This is a genomic window from Campylobacter concisus (assembly GCF_003048375.1).
Lineage (GTDB): Bacteria > Campylobacterota > Campylobacteria > Campylobacterales > Campylobacteraceae > Campylobacter_A > Campylobacter_A concisus_T.
In genome coordinates, this window is the sequence record NZ_CP021642.1 from 1,037,850 (window position 1) to 1,053,510 (window position 15,661).

At 40.5% G+C, this 15,661-nt stretch carries 14 protein-coding genes; 1 reads left to right on the forward strand and 13 read right to left on the reverse strand.

Features of this window, described 5'->3' with window-relative positions; all coding sequences use genetic code 11:
• Window positions 1-24: 24 nt before the first annotated feature.
• Entirely contained in the window at window positions 25-2,490 is a 2,466-nt protein-coding gene (locus tag CCS77_RS05150) for an AsmA-like C-terminal domain-containing protein (protein ID WP_107917296.1), read from the forward strand.
• Between the two features lie 222 nt (window positions 2,491-2,712).
• Here CCS77_RS05150 and hypA read toward each other — a convergent pair whose 3' ends face one another.
• From hypA to CCS77_RS05215, 13 genes are all read right to left on the reverse strand, one after another.
• Window positions 2,713-3,054: a hydrogenase maturation nickel metallochaperone HypA gene (gene hypA / locus CCS77_RS05155; RefSeq protein WP_021085088.1), complete on the reverse strand. Its 342-nt coding sequence runs from the start codon at window positions 3,052-3,054 to the stop codon at window positions 2,713-2,715.
• Complete coding sequence (hypE, locus tag CCS77_RS05160; protein WP_107916768.1) at window positions 3,054-4,046, reverse strand: hydrogenase expression/formation protein HypE; 993 nt, start codon at window positions 4,044-4,046, stop codon at window positions 3,054-3,056. Before hypE ends, hypA begins: the two co-directional genes overlap by 1 nt.
• 8 nt (window positions 4,047-4,054) lie before the next feature.
• Window positions 4,055-5,143, reverse strand: coding sequence for a hydrogenase formation protein HypD (gene hypD / locus CCS77_RS05165; protein ID WP_107916769.1), 1,089 nt, complete (start codon window positions 5,141-5,143; stop codon window positions 4,055-4,057).
• A complete protein-coding gene (locus tag CCS77_RS05170) occupies window positions 5,143-5,382 on the reverse strand; it encodes a HypC/HybG/HupF family hydrogenase formation chaperone (protein ID WP_009293878.1) in 240 nt (79 codons plus the stop codon). The genes hypD and CCS77_RS05170 overlap by 1 nt, the downstream gene beginning before the upstream one ends.
• Window positions 5,382-6,194, reverse strand: coding sequence for a hydrogenase nickel incorporation protein HypB (hypB, locus tag CCS77_RS05175; protein ID WP_021093192.1), 813 nt, complete (start codon window positions 6,192-6,194; stop codon window positions 5,382-5,384). Before hypB ends, CCS77_RS05170 begins: the two co-directional genes overlap by 1 nt.
• Before the next feature lie 124 nt (window positions 6,195-6,318).
• Window positions 6,319-6,942 carry a GDYXXLXY domain-containing protein gene (locus CCS77_RS05180; protein ID WP_107916770.1) on the reverse strand — a complete coding sequence of 208 codons (624 nt, stop codon included), beginning with the start codon at window positions 6,940-6,942 and terminating at the stop codon, window positions 6,319-6,321.
• The gene (locus CCS77_RS05185) at window positions 6,939-8,204 is read right to left on the reverse strand and encodes a DUF2157 domain-containing protein (protein WP_107916771.1); all 1,266 of its coding nucleotides are present in this window, start codon (window positions 8,202-8,204) and stop codon (window positions 6,939-6,941) included. The genes CCS77_RS05180 and CCS77_RS05185 overlap by 4 nt, the downstream gene beginning before the upstream one ends.
• Before the next feature lie 360 nt (window positions 8,205-8,564).
• On the reverse strand, window positions 8,565-8,978 hold the full coding sequence (gene nikR / locus CCS77_RS05190; protein ID WP_103638568.1) for a nickel-responsive transcriptional regulator NikR: 414 nt from the start codon (window positions 8,976-8,978) through the stop codon (window positions 8,565-8,567).
• A gap of 45 nt (window positions 8,979-9,023) precedes the next feature.
• Window positions 9,024-11,249: a carbamoyltransferase HypF gene (hypF, locus tag CCS77_RS05195; RefSeq protein ID WP_107916772.1), complete on the reverse strand. Its 2,226-nt coding sequence runs from the start codon at window positions 11,247-11,249 to the stop codon at window positions 9,024-9,026.
• The gene (locus CCS77_RS05200; RefSeq protein ID WP_107916773.1) at window positions 11,233-12,705 is read right to left on the reverse strand and encodes a hypothetical protein; all 1,473 of its coding nucleotides are present in this window, start codon (window positions 12,703-12,705) and stop codon (window positions 11,233-11,235) included. Before CCS77_RS05200 ends, hypF begins: the two co-directional genes overlap by 17 nt.
• The gene (locus CCS77_RS05205) at window positions 12,702-13,244 is read right to left on the reverse strand and encodes a HyaD/HybD family hydrogenase maturation endopeptidase (RefSeq protein WP_107916774.1); all 543 of its coding nucleotides are present in this window, start codon (window positions 13,242-13,244) and stop codon (window positions 12,702-12,704) included. The genes CCS77_RS05200 and CCS77_RS05205 overlap by 4 nt, the downstream gene beginning before the upstream one ends.
• Window positions 13,244-13,924, reverse strand: a complete 681-nt coding sequence (gene cybH / locus CCS77_RS05210) for a Ni/Fe-hydrogenase, b-type cytochrome subunit (protein WP_107916775.1) — start codon at window positions 13,922-13,924, stop codon at window positions 13,244-13,246. The genes CCS77_RS05205 and cybH overlap by 1 nt, the downstream gene beginning before the upstream one ends.
• Before the next feature lie 9 nt (window positions 13,925-13,933).
• On the reverse strand, window positions 13,934-15,652 hold the full coding sequence (locus CCS77_RS05215; protein WP_107916776.1) for a nickel-dependent hydrogenase large subunit: 1,719 nt from the start codon (window positions 15,650-15,652) through the stop codon (window positions 13,934-13,936).
• Window positions 15,653-15,661 lie beyond the last annotated feature (9 nt).

Sequence of the window (15,661 nt, forward strand, 5' to 3'; positions counted from 1 at the left end):
GATTTCGAGTTTTACGGCGTAAAATTGGAGCAATTATATATAAAGTTAGATAAAAAATTAATTGTAAGAGCAAAGCAGATCAAGCTTCCAAGCTTTAAAAAAGACGTGACGCAAAAAAGTAGTGATGAGAGACTTTTAAACCTTAGTCAAGGCGTGGACTACCTCGAGACCTTTTTTCAAGAAATTTCGCTTGAGAGCGTGCAAATAGGCGATAATTTTAAGATCAAAATTTTATTTTTAGATGATATATTTTTCGTTGATAGCCCTTATCTAAACATCGATATCAAATTTCAAAAAGAGCAGCAAGATGGCATAGACCACTTCATAGTAAAAAATTTAAGTTTTAAAGACTTTAATGTTAGCATTAGCGGCGAAGGCAGTGCAAATTTTGACAAAGATGACTATAAATTTGATGGAAATTTCACCTCTCACGAGCTAAATGGCAAGCTTAGCTTTGCCTTAAAAGATACGCTTTTAACCTACAAAGCCTATGACGTAAATGCTGGCAGCATAAAGGACTTCATCGCTGAGCTTGATAGCCGCATACACCTAAACAGCGAGGTTAAAAACTGGATATATGGCTACATCGTGGCTGATGACTATCACCTAAATGAGATAAACGGCAAGGCTGATCTTAAAAAAAATGATCTTTTCTTAAACGAGCTAAATGCAACTGCAAATGCCAAAAATTTACTTGTTAAATTTGATAAAGGCCTGCCAGCTGTAAATGTCGCTGAGGCAAACATCACGCTTAATAACTCGAAGCTTAAATTTGACCTTACAGCTCCAGTTTATAAAGGCAAAAAGCTTGATGGCTCAAACGTCGCGATAAACAACATCTTTGATGAAAAAAGTGCAAATTTAGAGCTTTTTATAAAGACAAATTCCATTTACGATGAGGCGATAAATGAGATACTAAGAGCTTATAAGATCAACGTGCCAGTTAGGCAGCTAAGCGGCAAAATGGACGCTGGCTTAAAAATTTTGATAAAGCTTGACGAAAAGAGCTTAGAAAATTTTGATGAAAAAAGCGTCATAGCAAATGGCGATTTTAAGATAAGTGATGCGGTTTTAGATATCGCTGGGAGTAAATTTAATGCTAAAAGCGCTCTTGTAAAGCTTGTAAATACTTCGACGCTAAACATCGATGCAAGTGGCTTTGGACTTGACTTTTTCAGAGCAAATGCAAAAGCAGATATAAATTTACAAAAAAGCAGCGGTGAGATAAAAGGCGTCATAGAAAGCTTTGATCTAAAAGAGAAAAATGATGAAATTTTAGCCTTTAAAAATGAGCCATTTACCGCGCTTCTTGACTTTAGTAAGCCAAATGAGACCACGCTTAGCATTGAGCCTTTTGGGATAAATTTAAGCTTTGGTGATGAGAGCGTGATAGCTACAAAAAACAGCAACTTCATCATGCAAAACTCCCCAGTTTTAAAGCAAAATGGCGTGCTTGGCTTTGATGATGTGAGCATAAAAAGCAAGGACTTTGTTAATCTTGAAATTTTGGCAAAAGGGCTTAAATTTGACATGCCGTTTTTGGATAAAAATGGCTCAAAATACGAAAATGATGACTTTTTGATCACGGTCTCAAAGGCTGGCGTAAAAGTGCAAAGTGCAAGCAAAAAACTCTCTTTAAACATCGCTGAAAAGGGTATAGAGGCTAAGAGCAACGACCTAAATTTGCTTGTCCTTGATGACAACAACACAAAAGAGCAAAGCACGCCACTTGAGCTCTTTGCAAAAAATGGCGACATCATCTTGCAAGACCTTAACAAAACCTTGCCATTTACCAGCTTTAGCGCCGAGAAAAAGGGCAAGAGCGTATCACTAAATGGACTGGCAAAGCAAGGCAGAGTTGGATATTTTAGCGATGAGAAAAGCATAAATTTAGACGCAACCGACATAAGCGGCGAGTTTATCAACGACCTTTTTGGCATAAAGAGCTTTGAGGGTGGTAAATTTCGCCTAAAACTGCTTGGAGAGAGCACGAAAGAGTTTAAGGCGGAGGTAAGATTTTTCGGAACGTATCTAAAAGACTACATCTTTTATCAAAAACTTCTTAGCTTCCTAAACTCGGTGCCGTCGCTACTTAGCTTTAAAACGCCTGACTTTAACGACAAGGGCTACACTGTTAAAAATGGCAAAATTTTACTAACTAGAAAAGGCGACGTGATCGAGTTTTTAGCGATTGAAATGATAGGCACGAGCGCAGATATCGGCGGACGCGGCACGATCGATCTAAATAGCAAAAAGATAAATATCGACCTAGAGCTAAAGATACTAAAAGACGCAAGCGGCATCATCGATAAGATCCCACTTATCAACCAAATCATCCTTGGCAAAGACCGCTCACTCTCAACCGTCATCGCCATACGTGGCACGACTGAAAAGCCGGAGTACTCGACGCAAATATTGCAAGACGCCCTACTCTCGCCACTAAAGATAATAAGAAACGTTCTGCAGGCTCCGTTTTTGATATTTGAGTAGTTTAAATCTGTAACGCACGAAAATTATAGAAAAAAATTATTGGCTGCTTCTAAAGCCAAGAGTAGCGCTCATTTTTGATTATTTATATTATCCCAGGCTCGTAAAGTGCGTAAAGATATCAAAAGCTAGAGATCAAGGTTTTGGTAGCTATTTTTTACTACTACCACTATTAAAATATTTTATAAAAAACATAAAATTTTACATATAAAAATATGTAAAATTTTACTTCATCTCAAGGCGCATAAGATACATATCCTCGCCGTCAGTCACCTTTAAATTTTGACTTTTACACTTTGGGCAGGTGAAGTCATTTTCGCTAAGCTCCCCACCAAATCCACAGTCTAAACACTCTACAACAATGCCTTGTAAATTTATGACAAGTTCGGCGTTTTCGCAGATCGTGCCAGCCTTATAAACATCAAAGGCACTCTCTAGATAGTGAGGCTCGACCCCACTTAAACGGCCAACCTTTATCTCGATCTTGCTTATCTCTTTGGCGTTTTCTTTGGCGGCATTTTTCTCGCAAAGGCTGACTAAATTTTGAACGATACTAAGCTCGTGCATCAGCAGATCCTTGGTAGTAGCTCGCCCTTTGGGGACTCGAGAAATCTTCTTGATTTATAGGCATTTTCGATGATGACACGCTCGTTTGTAGCCTGCAAAACCTCGCCTATTATCATCGCATTTTGATCAAATTCTCTTAAAATTTTAAGTGCATCTTCAGCCTGGCTCTCATCAACAGCCATCACAAAAGTGCCCTCATTTGCAAGTTCATAAGGCTCAAATCCAAATAGCTCACAAACGCCCATCACTTCGTCTGCCACCTTGATATTTTCTTCAAAAACTAAGATGTCAAATTTACTAAATTTAGCCCACTCATTTAGCACCGCACTTAGTCCGCCCCTAGTCGCGTCACGCATGCACTGCGGCTTTATACCAGCGCTAAATAGCTTTAAAACAACCTCTTTTAGGCTCTTGCAGTCACTTTTTAGATCAAGCCCAAGCTCAAATTCCTCCCTTGCTGCAAGCACCACACCGCCGTGTCTTCCAACATCTCCAGAGATTAAAATTTTAGCCCCTGCTTTTAAATTTTTAAGCTCCACGCCTTCGCAAACTATCTCGCCTATGCCTGCTGTGTTTATGAAAATTTTGTCGCATTTGCCCTTTGGCACGACCTTTGTATCGCCGCAAACCACGCTCACGCCACTCTCTTTGCAAGTTTTTGCAAGCGAGCCAAGCACCTTTTCAAGCTCTTCTATGCTAAGCCCCTCTTCGATGATGAGCGAGCAGCTTAGGTATTTTGCACTTGCTCCAACCATCGCTAGGTCGTTTATCGTGCCGCAAGCTGCAATCTTGCCGATATCGCCGCCATTAAAAAAAATGGGAGTTACCACAAAGCTATCGGAGCTAAACGCGATCTTGCCGCCTAAATTTAGTATCGCTGAGTCGTTGCTCTGCCTTAAAATTTCGTTATCAAAAATTTTAAATATCGTCTCGTTTATAAGCGAGTTCATCTCCTCGCCGCCGCCGCCGTGGCTTAGCATTATCTTTTTCATTAAATTCCTTAACCAACTCTTGCGTATTTAAAATATGCCGCACAAGCGCCCTCACTTGAGACCATGCACGATCCTAGCGGGTTTTGCGGGTTGCAAACCTTGCCAAAGACCTTACAATCAGTCGGCTTTGCTAGCCCCCTTAAAATTTGCCCACAAATGCAAGCCTTGCTCTCGCCAGCGCTCTCTACACTGCAGTCAAACTGCACTCTGGCGTCAAGATAGGCAAACTCATCTTTTAGCTTCATGCCACTTTGCGCTATCTCACCAAGGCCTCTCCAGACAAAGTCGCACGGCTCAAAATACTTAGCTATGAGCTCTTTTGCCTTGACGTTACCCTCTTCTTTGACCGCCCTTGCGTACTCGTTATAGACTTCATAAGTGCCTGCGTTTTGCTGACGGACTAAATTTAGCACACTTGCCATGATGTCAAGCGGCTCAAAACCGCTAATGGCGATTGGTCTTTTAAATTCGCTCGCTAGCTCTTTGTAAATTTTACTACCCGTGATGACGCTCACGTGGCTTGGTCCTAAAAATGCGTCTATCCTTACGTTTTCATCGCTCATTATAGCTCTAACTGGCGCTGGGACGGTTACGTGATTTATATGAAAATATAAATTTTTAATGCCCTCTTGCACCACTTTTTCAACTAAATTTGCGCTCATCGGCGTCGTCGTCTCAAAGCCAATGGCAAAAAATATGACCTTTTTGTCTGGATTTTGCTTAGCGATATTTAGCGCATCAAGTGGCGTGTAAAGCGCCCTTATATCATGCCCCTCGCCACGAAGCTTTTGCAAGCTTGTCTTTGAGCCAGGCACTCTTAGCATGTCAGCTAGCGTGCAAAAGATCACATTATCCATGCTAGCTAGCTTACAGGCCTCGTCTATGCGGCTTTTTGGCATCACGCAGACTGGACAGCCTGGGCCGTGGACGAAATTTATATGCTCCCCAACTAAGCTTGGCAGTGCAAATTTCATAATGCTATGCGTGTGGCCGCCGCAAATTTCCATGATATTTAGCGGTTTTACACTCTCTTTTTGTATCAGTTTTGAAAGGGCAAGGATTAAATTTTTATCGCGAAAATCATTGATAAGATCCATCAAATTTTCCCCGCGTCCATATCCTCAGCGATCTTTTGATAGACCTCTAAGCTCTCAAGCGCAAACTGCGTATCAATCTTTTGCATGGCATATCCAACGTGGATTAGCACGTATTCGCCCACTTTTACCTCTTCAGAGATGAGATCTAGGCTTACTTTTCTAGTAACGCCCAGAGTCTCAACGGTGGCTACGTTATTTTCGTCTATTTCTATTACTTTTGAAGGGATCGAAAGACACATTATCTTAGCTCTTTTTTAAATTCCAAATAACTTATCCATTTATCGATGCCCTCGCCTGTTTTGCTATCTACTACAAAGATATCAACCTTTGGATTTAGCTTTCTAGCGTCGTTTTTCACTCGCTCGATATCAAAGTCAAAGTGCGGTGCAAGCGAAGCTTTTGTGATCAAAAGCACGTCAGCAGCCCTAAACATCACTGGATATTTACTAACCTTATCATCGCCCTCTGGCACTGAAAGAAGCACAGCGTTAAAGTGTGAACCAACGTCGTAACTTGCAGGACAGACTAAATTTCCAACATTTTCTATAAAGACTAGATCAAGCTCATTTAGTGGCAGGTGATGAAGCCCCTCATGCACCATAAAAGCGTCTAAATGGCAGGTCTGACCTGTGCTTATCTGATGAGCTTTTGCGCCAGCTTTTACTATGCGGTCGGCATCTTGATTTGTTTCTAAATCACCCTCGACAACGCCTATTTTAAATTTACCAGCCTTTATCGTAGCCTCTAAAAGCGTAGTCTTGCCAGCGCCTGGACTACTCATCAAATTTACACAAAGTATCTTTTTCTCATCAAGATGCGCTCTGTTGTGAGCGGCCTCTTTGTCGTTTTCAGAAAGAATTTTCTCTATCACGTCTATGGTTTTGCTCTCGTTTAGCACAGGGTGCGCGTGAGCCTCGTGACTATGCTCGTGTGCGTCATGAGCGTGATCTGTATGCCCATCATGAGTGTGTGGGTGTGAGTGAGTAGTGCCATCAGCGTGAGTGTGAGTGTGGGCGTGATTTCCCATTGAACAACCGCAATCTTTACACATTTTATTATCCTTTTTTATTAATTTTCAGAGATTTTAACGCTTAAATTTAAAAATAAAATTAAAATTTAAGGGCATTTTATGCAAATGAGATAAATTAACCCGTTTTTTAATCATCCCTTTAAATTTACCTTTGATCTTGCAAGCGAACTGGCTCTTCAAAGCTCTCGTTATCATCTGTGTAGCCATTTTCATCAAAATTTTCATCATTGCTTCTTTTTTTGCCATTTGGTGTGATGATGATATCTTTTAGCCTTGCCCTACCATCATCCATCACCATCAAAACAGCAACAGCATCCACATCTTGATCCATCATCTCTCGCTCAGTCTGCTTTGCCTTTTTAGTTGGCATGTAAAACTCTTCGATGCCATATTTTACAAATAAATATCCATCAAATTTGCCTGCTAAGAAAAGAGCGTCTTTTGGCTTAGTAAAGCTAAATTTATCAAAAGCGTAAGTAGCATTAGCATCTTGCTTTAAAATGGCGTAAATTTCATCATTTTTTGAGATATTTCTATCATATATATCTGTCTCAACGCCAGTTTTTTCATCAAATTTATACTGCTGCAGATTTGAAAAATCATAGCTCAAGCTCACGTAGTTTCCGCGAAAGAGATCCCTTGGATCGTAGAGATTTACCCTCACTTTTATCTCTTTTCCAAGATAAAGTGGCATGAGCGCGTATGCGAGCATCGCAATTATTAGTAAAATTTGAAAGATTATGGCTAGTATTAGTGATCTTATCTTCATTTTGTACGTCCTTTTTTAGCAGCAACTGCGAGCACGACGAAGGCAAAGACGATAAATAGCGCCGTAGCCCACAAATAATCGCCTATTAGCTCAAAGTATCTAACCACCGCAACTAAGAATATCATGCATAGTCCAAGCGTTAGCTCGCCATTTTTGATAAGCACGGCAGCGACGATGATGTTTGCTAGCGAGAAGAAGATATTTGCATATCCAACGCCCAGACTAAAGACAAATGGCAACGCAAAGAGTATCAAGCTAAGAAACAAGCCGCTTTTGTTTTTCTCTTTGAAAAATAGCGCAATACTAGCGATGCTAAATACGGCAAAAACCTTGCCAAAACTGCTATAAAAAAATGCTTTTGCAAACCAAAATTTATCTTCTTCTAGCTCGTAGATATCGCCATTTGCATAAGCTATCAGGCAAACGATCAAGATAACGATGCCAAGATACTTGCCAAAGCCTTTTACAAGGTGCGCTAGCCTATCTCTAAAGCCAGCTAACGTGCTAAAGAGCGCGACAAGTAAAAGCGCGTATGAGAGCGATAAAGTAGCAGCCATCGGCGCTCTAAACATAAGATCATCATAGCCATAAAATTCATCAAACCCACTGATCTTAGCGCAAAGCGAAATGATATAGAAAAATATATCCGCTAAAAGCACAATCGCAAGAAAAATAGAGTCACTTTTGTAAAGCGTGTAGGCGCCAAGGGCTATAAAGACGATAAATTCATAAGCAAACTCGCCACCCATGCCCTTTAAAACAAACCAGATCGTCGCAAAAACAAGGCTTTGAGCCACTAGCAAGGCCTTTTTGCTAGCAAAAGAGAGCGCCATAGCTCCAACGCTCCAGAGCAAAACTCCGCCACTTGGCTCGTCGCTAATATTATAAATTTGAGCGATAAGCGCTATGGCTGCTCCGTAGCAGAAATTTCCCAAAAAGAGCGTAGCTGTGCCAAGCTTATCTTTGCCTTTTTTAAGATAATAAACTCCGCCAAAATTTAAAAGAGCAAGCACGCCAAAGATGATGACAAGGCGTCCCATCCTTGGTATCTCCTCCCAGTAAGCTCCAACAAGGGTAAAAAATGCCAGCGCAAAAAAGAGATAAGCAACCAACTTTAAGATAAAGCTGGTCTTCTCGCTATGAGCGTTTATATCTATATCATATAAATTTGCTATTTTTAAAGCGGTGGCCTTATCGACCACATCCTCTTTTTGCCAGCGATCTAGCTCTTTGGCTAGAAAATTTCTATTGTAAAAATTCATCTTGTATTCTCTTTAAATGACATTTTTTTGTGGCTAATGATAGCATACAAGCGCCAAAAATGCCAAAACAAAAAATAAAGCAAAAAAGGGGAGAAATTTAAAAAGACAAAAAACTTGGGCGGGCTTTTGCAAATTTAGCTTTAGCCAAAGCCCAAGTAAAAAACAAACGGTCATCAAACTTTCGCCACAAAAAAGATATCAGGCAAGCAAGAAATAGCAAAACCCAATAACAATTTGCAAAAATGGATCACAAAAACTGCTAAAAACTAACAAAAAGACAAAATAAGACAAGCTCCGCAGCCAAGAGCACTGCTAGCTATTTACAAAAATCCTAAATTAAGAGCCAAAAAAGCTTTTAGCTTAAAATTTAGGCACAGCGGCCTTTGTAAGTTTAGAAAACTTAACACCCTTTAAGCCAGCAATCCTATCAGCAAAGCGCTCTATCTTCTCCGCTTCGCCCCTTATAGAGATTGTTTCTAAGCAGTTGTGGTGATCGACATGGACGTGATTTGTGCAGATGATCTTCACATCAGAGTCATGCTCGATATCCATTTTTTTATTCACCAAATCGTTGTGATGATGCACATAAATGAGCGTCAAAACCCCAATCAACTCCTCGTTAGCGTCCTTCCAGCTGTCGCTTACGATTTTATCACGGATCAAATCCCTTGTAAATTCACTCCTAGAAGCGTAGCCTTGTTCGCTAACTTTTCTATCCAGTTCGTCTAGTAATTGACTAGGCAAAGAAACACTAAAACGTATAACACTATCCATTTTTTGCTCCTTTCTCGTTTGATTACCGTTTATAATCATTATACATCACTTATTAGAAAATGTGGATAAATAATAATAAATTTGCCCTAAATTTACGTTAGAATCGTTACTGCAGAATTTCTTATTGATATAAAATTTCAAATTTGCTTTAGTAAATTTTTTGTAAATAAGCTCAAGCAAAGTCTTATTTTGAAAAACTCCACCACTTAGTAAAATCTCTTTTTTCTCATTTTTAGAAATTTCAAAAATAATATCAGCCATGCCATTTATAAATGCCGTTGCAGCCACTCTTGGCTCATCTTTTAAAGCGCTTTTAAAGGCATCTTTAAAGCCGATAACTCCGTCATTTAGGCTAAATTTATAACACACATCTAAATTTTTATCATAAAGTGCCTCAAGCCTCATGCCACTCTCGCCCTCAAAACTCGAGTGAAAAATGCCACATATTATCGCACCAAATGCGTCAAATATCCTACCAACCGAGCTAGTTTTTACTAAATTTAGCCCCTTTTGCTCCATAATCTTGAAATTTCTAAGCACCTTTTCATCAAAATTTACTAGAAATTTATGCCCCTCGTCCTCAAGCTGATACTTCAAAATAATAGAATAAGCGATGAGGTAGATATTTTTTATGCTATTTTCGCCGCCAAATAAGCTAAATTCATCAAAGTGATAAACCCTTTTAAAGCCCTTTTTATCCAGCCTAAAAACCTCGCCACCCCAAATTTTGCCGTCCTCTCCGTATCCTGTGCCGTCAAAGCAAAAGCCAAGATACTCTTTGTCTGGCAAATCATTTTCAAAGATCACGCTTAGCAAATGTGCGTAGTGGTGCTGCAGATGAACTAGCTCAAAGCCCTGATTCTTCGCCCATTTTGTATTTAAAAAATTTGGATGCAAATCGGCTATGACCTTGTCTATTTTTAGATCATAAGTCGTTTCAAAAAGGGTGAAAATGTCCTTAAACCTATCAAAAGTCGCCACGTTTTTTAGATCGCCGATATATGGACTAACTATCAAAAGTCCGTCTTTATAGATGCAAAATGAGCTTTTTAGCTCCGCTCCAAGTGCTAAAAATGTCCCTTTTTGCTTGAAATTTGTATGGATGAAATTTGGATTTAGCCCTCGGCTCGTCCTTGTAAAAACAACTTCATCTCCAATGCAAAATGCGATACTATCGTCACTTGGCGAGTAAATTTCTCGGTCGTGATCAAGGTAAAAGTCTATAACCTCACCTAGTTTTTCCCTTAGCTCACTCTCATCTTTTATCACAACCTCGCCTGAGATATTTGCGCTAGTTGCGATGATGTCGTGTTCAAGATAGTCAAATAGCAAAAGATGTATGCCGCTAAATGCGAGCATGACGCCAAGCTTATTTAAATTTGGTGCGACGCTTTTTGCGATATTTGAGCCATTTTTTGCCTTCAGTAGGACGATTGGCTTTAAATTTGAGCTAAGAAGCTTCACCTCTGCTTCTGAAATTTGCGCTATCTCTCTAGCGTTTTGTAGATTTTTACTCATCAGAGCAAAGGGCTTGCTTGGGCGGTGCTTTCTAGCTCTTAGCTCGCAAACTGCGTCTTCATTTGTCGCGTCGCAAACTAGATGAAAGCCACCAAGCCCCTTAATGGCTAAAATTTTACCCTCGTTTATGAGCCTAGCCGCCTCTTTGGCTGCTTCGTTTTTACTGGCAAGCACCTTGCCAAATTTATCTTTTAGATAGAGCTTTGGCCCGCAGTTTGGGCAAGAGATCGGCTCTGCGTGGTAGCGGCGGTTAAGCGGGTCTTTATACTCGCTCTCACAAAATTCGCACATCTTAAACTCGCTCATCGTCGTATTTACCCTGTCATAGGGCAATGCTTTGATGATGGAAAATCTCGGTCCGCAGTTGGTGCAGTTTATAAATGGGTATTTGTAACGTGGATTTGTAGGGTCATAAAACTCGCGCAAGCAGTCATCGCAAAGCGCGTAATCAGGCAAGATAGGCGCTTGTTTGGTAGCCGACTTTGAGGCTACGATCTCAAGCTTTTCATAAATTTTATCTATCTTAAATTTATGCAGTTCATCGATCCTAGCAAGGGCTGGTAGCTTCTCATAAAGCTCTTTTTCAAAAGCCAAAAAGCTAGCCTCTTCGCCACTAAAATTTAGCTTCACGCCCTCGTCGTCGTTGTAAATTTCGCCAACAAGCTTAAATTTATCCGCTAAAGTATAGACAAAAGGTCTAAAACCAACGCCTTGAACTAAGCCTTTGATCTCATATCTAAAGCTTGATCTCAACGCCAAATCCGGGGTCAAAATTTGTTTTTATATTTGGGTTTAGGTGCTTTTTTATCAAGTTGCTAACTACCTTATTATAAAATAAATCCCCGCTTAAAGTAACATTTTTAATGTTAAATTTATCTCGTTTTTCATAGCTAAAATCGCTCAAAAAATGCGCCAAAGACTCGGTGCAACCAAAGCTGATATTCTTCTCTCCAGCGCCAGCAAGGATAAATGAAATAATACTTTTTACAAACTTAACCCCGTCTAAACCAAAGTCATCTTTCATTTTGTAATCTATCCTAACGCCCTTTTGACCGCTAAAATCGCTTGCCATAAGAAGCAAATTCTCCCCTGCTTTTTTAAAGTCACTGCTTAAGCCAAGCAAGCGTCCAGCTATGCAAAATAGCGAGAAAAAGCTAGCATTTGAGCTAAATTTACCGCTTGGCAAGACGCGCTCTTTACTAAAGTTTTCAAGTAGTCTTTCGCCGCTCTCATCAGCTCTTATAAGCTCATAAATTTCTTCAAAGCTGCTAAATTTTGGTAAAAATAGAAGCTGTGTTTTACTTGATTTTGAAAGCAGGCAAATTTCATCGTCGCTAAATTTGCTAAATTTTAGCCCCAAAGCCACCTCGCCAAAATAGCTAAACTCAAATTTCTCATCTTTTGTATAAAAAAATGGGCTTAAAAGTGCGCTATTTTCGAGCAAAGCAAGCCTTGAAAGGGCGCTTTTTTGCTCCTTTACCTTAGCGCTTAAAAAGCTAAAGCCCTCTTTATTTAGCTGCTCGCAAAGGGCGTAAAGGAAAAGGTCATTTGGCGCCATCGCGTCAAAAAATAGCGGTGCGCCCTCGTGGTTTTGCCTATAAATAGCTGTCGTTTTTAGTGCCAAAAGTGGCTTTTCAAAGCTAGCAAGCGCGATCTGCGCCCTATCACCAGCTATAAAAATTTTTGGTAGCTGCTTTAAATTTACAGGCATCAAGAAATTTGCATCAAATTTTACCCCAAGAGAAATTTCATATAAATTTTCATCTTGCTCTACGCAAACGCTCTTACCATTTTTTAATAAATTTAGGCAGGTTTTTAGCTTTTCATTAAAATTATCAAGCGTTATCTCGCCATCAAATTTACTCAAAGAGAGCACGCCACTTTCATTTAAAATAGCCTTGCCATTAGCCAAAAATGCCGCAGCTTGAGATGGGCTAAGCGTGCCAAATTTTATCTTTTTAATCTCACCTGCCACGTCAAGCTCATTTGCTGTATCAACCTCGCTATGTTTTATATAAAGGCTATAAGGCAAGATGACGCTAGCTCTGTCCGCTAGGGCGCTAAGCTCTTCGTTTGACTCACTTACCTTTAGGCAAATTTGATCATCTTTGCAGCTTATAGAGTGTTTAATATCTCCAGCCAATGCACGTAAAAATGGCGCCAAAAAGGCTGGGTCTTTAAAGCAGTCAAATTTAAAAGCAAGTATCATTTTAAACCTTTTTTGGCGTAGTCATCGATGGTGTCGTTTAGAGTGAAATTTGCCACCTTTTCACACTTAAAATCAAGCTCCTTTAAGTGTTCAAGTAGCGTTTTTTCTAGGATATTAGAAGCTTTTATCACTTCATCTGAGAGGCTAAAATTTGATGACTCTATGCGGCTAGGCACGATACCTAAGATTTTGGTTGTCGGCCTGTCGCCTGCAAGCTCCATTAGATGAAGGGTTTGAAGCATCTCGATCTCGTGAGCTGAGCCGTCCCAGCTGATAAAATTTGGTACGTTTAGAAAGTCGAAAAAATAAACATCGCCCACACTTGCACCATTTGCGCTAATGCAATCAACGACGATAAGATAGTCAAATTCGCTTATTATGTGAGTTAGAGCGAGGGCTAAAGTGCCCCCGTCCATTAGAGTAAGCTCGTTTTTAGAGCTTGTAAATTTATAGTTTTTAGCCATCAAATTTACAAAATGAACACCTATGCCCTCATCAGCAAACATAACGTTGCCAATGCCAAGAACTAGCACTCTCATCAGTGTTCTTTTACAAATTTATAGCCACTAACGATGGCGTCCATCGCTCCATTTTTGCCTTTAACGGCGTTAAATATCGCCATATAAACGTGAATTGGCACAAATATCATGATGATCCACATGCAAATTCTATGTATCGTTCTAACATTTGCTAGTCCGCCCATAAGCTCTTCAAAGTATCTCGCTGGCTCATATATCGCTCCGCCAAGTCCATTGTGATAAACGTGAGCGTAAAGCACTAGACCAGTTAGGCAGATGAGTGCCAAGATGATGTAAAAGAAGAAGTATGAGGCAAACTGCAATGGGTTATAAACGCCCCTTAAGTGCGGGTGCGGCCCCATAAAGATGTAGTACTTTATCTGCGCTATCCAAACTTTTGGACTTAAAAAGTCAAGCACGCTCATCCACTCTTTTTTGCTGTGTTTATCAAAGACAAATAGATAGAATTTAAAGATAAATACCGCTATTAGCACAAAGCCAGCAACCTGGTGCGCCAAACGCCACTTTGCTTGCATGAAATTTGTAGGCTCGCTCGTGATCTCTGGACTCATAAAGACATAAGAGATGTAGTAGCCGCTCACAATCAAAAGCGTGATAGCTATAAATCTAATCCAGTGTGTCAGCCTAACGCCGATGGAGAATTCGTATTCGCTGATCCTGTCAGGATTTTTATGTGACATCTTTTCTCCTTACAAATTTGGATTTATCTTATAAGTACTCAAATCATTTCCCTTCGTGTCCATAACATGCACGGCACACGCGATGCAAGGGTCGTAAGAGTGAATTTTTCGTATTATCTCAAGTGGTTTTGAAAGATCAGCGATCCTCATACCAACTAAGCACGCCTCGTAGCTACCCATTTGACCTTTGGCATCTTTTGGAGAGGCGTTCCAAGTGCTTGGCACGACTGCTTGCCAGTTTGAGATGACGCCATCTTTTATGCGGCACCAGTGGCTTAGCGCGCCTCTTGGAGCGTTGCCTTTGAAGTGGCCTTTATACTCTTTGCTATTATCTATGACATATTTTGTGCAGGTCTCTTGATCTGTCTTTAAATTTTCGATTAAGGCATTAAATGCGTCCATCGTGTGCTCTGCGACCACTTTTGCTTCAAGCATACGAGCAGCGGTTCTACCTAGAGTTGAGAAAACTGCACTTAGTGGCAAGCCACTCTTTGCTAAAAACTCATCGACTACTTTTTTAACTCTCTCGTTGCCTTTAGCGTAGTTTATGACGATGCTTGCGATCGGTCCTACTTGCATAGGCATGCCGTCATATCTTGGCGCTTTGATCCAGCTATATTTGCCCTTTGTGTCAAAAAGCTTGCTGTGAGCTAGCTTGCCCTCACCGTCGATGCTCTCGCCATCAACAAGACCAGTGTAGTTTGCCTCGGTTTCACCATCATATGGGTGAAGTGCTTTGTCATTTTTATACCAAGCCCTTGTCGCCTCTTCTGTGATCTTGTCTTCGTCTATATCATAAACCTTGCTAAGATCGCCATTTAAGATGATACCACCTTTAAATAGATGGTCATTTTTGCCGATCAAAAACTCATCGTAGCAGAATAAATTTGATACACCAACGTCGTTTAGAACGCTTGGCTCGTTTACATAAGCCTTAGCTGCCATCAAGATGTCTGGGTAGTAAGCTCTATCAACAAATTCTTTGATCTCAGCAAATTTGCTCATATATTCGCCCATTCTAGCTGGATCCATAAGATCCATCACGCAGGTCACGCCACCAACTGTTAGGCTTTGTGGGTGTGGGTTTTTCGCGCCAAAGATAGCCATCATCTGGGCTGCTGTTCTTTGAATTCTCAAGCACTCCAAGTAGTGAGAGAGGACGATTAAGTTTTGCTCAGGAGTAAATTTATATGTGCTATGTCCCCAGTATGCGTTGGCAAATGGTCCAAGGTTGCCCTTTTTAACAAAGGCTTCAACCCTCTCTTTTACCTCTTTTAGTTTATCAGCTCCCGTGGCAAATGGCGTGCTTGTGTATTTAAACGCCTCCTCGCTAGCCTTATGTACGTCTGCGCTTAGTGCAGAGACGACATCTGCCCAGTCCATGCCGTGAAGCTGATAAAAGTGCACGATGTGATCGTGAAGATATAAAGCTGCATTCATAAGCGTTCTAGTTAGCTCAGCATTTAGCGGAGGCTTGATGCCAAGGGCGTCTTCAACTGCGACTATGCCTGCTCGGTAGTGCGAGTATGTGCAAACACCGCAAATTCTTTGCATGAAAAAGCCAGCATCTCTTGGGTCTCTGTTTTTTACTATCTGCTCTAAGCCCCTCCAAAGAGTTGAGCCAGAGTAAGCCTCTTTGACAACGTTGTTTTCATCGACTACGACTTCTATTCTTAAGTGCCCTTCGATACGTGTTATAGGGTCTATTACTATTCTTTTTTCACTCATTTTTTCGCC

Coding starts and splice junctions, on each gene's coding strand:
- hypA (WP_021085088.1), bottom strand. CDS start 3,054: ATGCACGAGCTTAGTATCGTTCAAAATTTAGTCAGCCTTTGCGAGAAA.
- hypE (WP_107916768.1), bottom strand. CDS start 4,046: ATGAAAAAGATAATGCTAAGCCACGGCGGCGGCGGCGAGGAGATGAAC.
- hypD (WP_107916769.1), bottom strand. CDS start 5,143: ATGGATCTTATCAATGATTTTCGCGATAAAAATTTAATCCTTGCCCTT.
- CCS77_RS05170 (WP_009293878.1), bottom strand. CDS start 5,382: ATGTGTCTTTCGATCCCTTCAAAAGTAATAGAAATAGACGAAAATAAC.
- hypB (WP_021093192.1), bottom strand. CDS start 6,194: ATGTGTAAAGATTGCGGTTGTTCAATGGGAAATCACGCCCACACTCAC.
- CCS77_RS05180 (WP_107916770.1), bottom strand. CDS start 6,942: ATGAAGATAAGATCACTAATACTAGCCATAATCTTTCAAATTTTACTA.
- CCS77_RS05185 (WP_107916771.1), bottom strand. CDS start 8,204: ATGAATTTTTACAATAGAAATTTTCTAGCCAAAGAGCTAGATCGCTGG.
- nikR (WP_103638568.1), bottom strand. CDS start 8,978: ATGGATAGTGTTATACGTTTTAGTGTTTCTTTGCCTAGTCAATTACTA.
- CCS77_RS05200 (WP_107916773.1), bottom strand. CDS start 12,705: ATGATACTTGCTTTTAAATTTGACTGCTTTAAAGACCCAGCCTTTTTG.
- CCS77_RS05205 (WP_107916774.1), bottom strand. CDS start 13,244: ATGAGAGTGCTAGTTCTTGGCATTGGCAACGTTATGTTTGCTGATGAG.
- cybH (WP_107916775.1), bottom strand. CDS start 13,924: ATGTCACATAAAAATCCTGACAGGATCAGCGAATACGAATTCTCCATC.
- CCS77_RS05215 (WP_107916776.1), bottom strand. CDS start 15,652: ATGAGTGAAAAAAGAATAGTAATAGACCCTATAACACGTATCGAAGGG.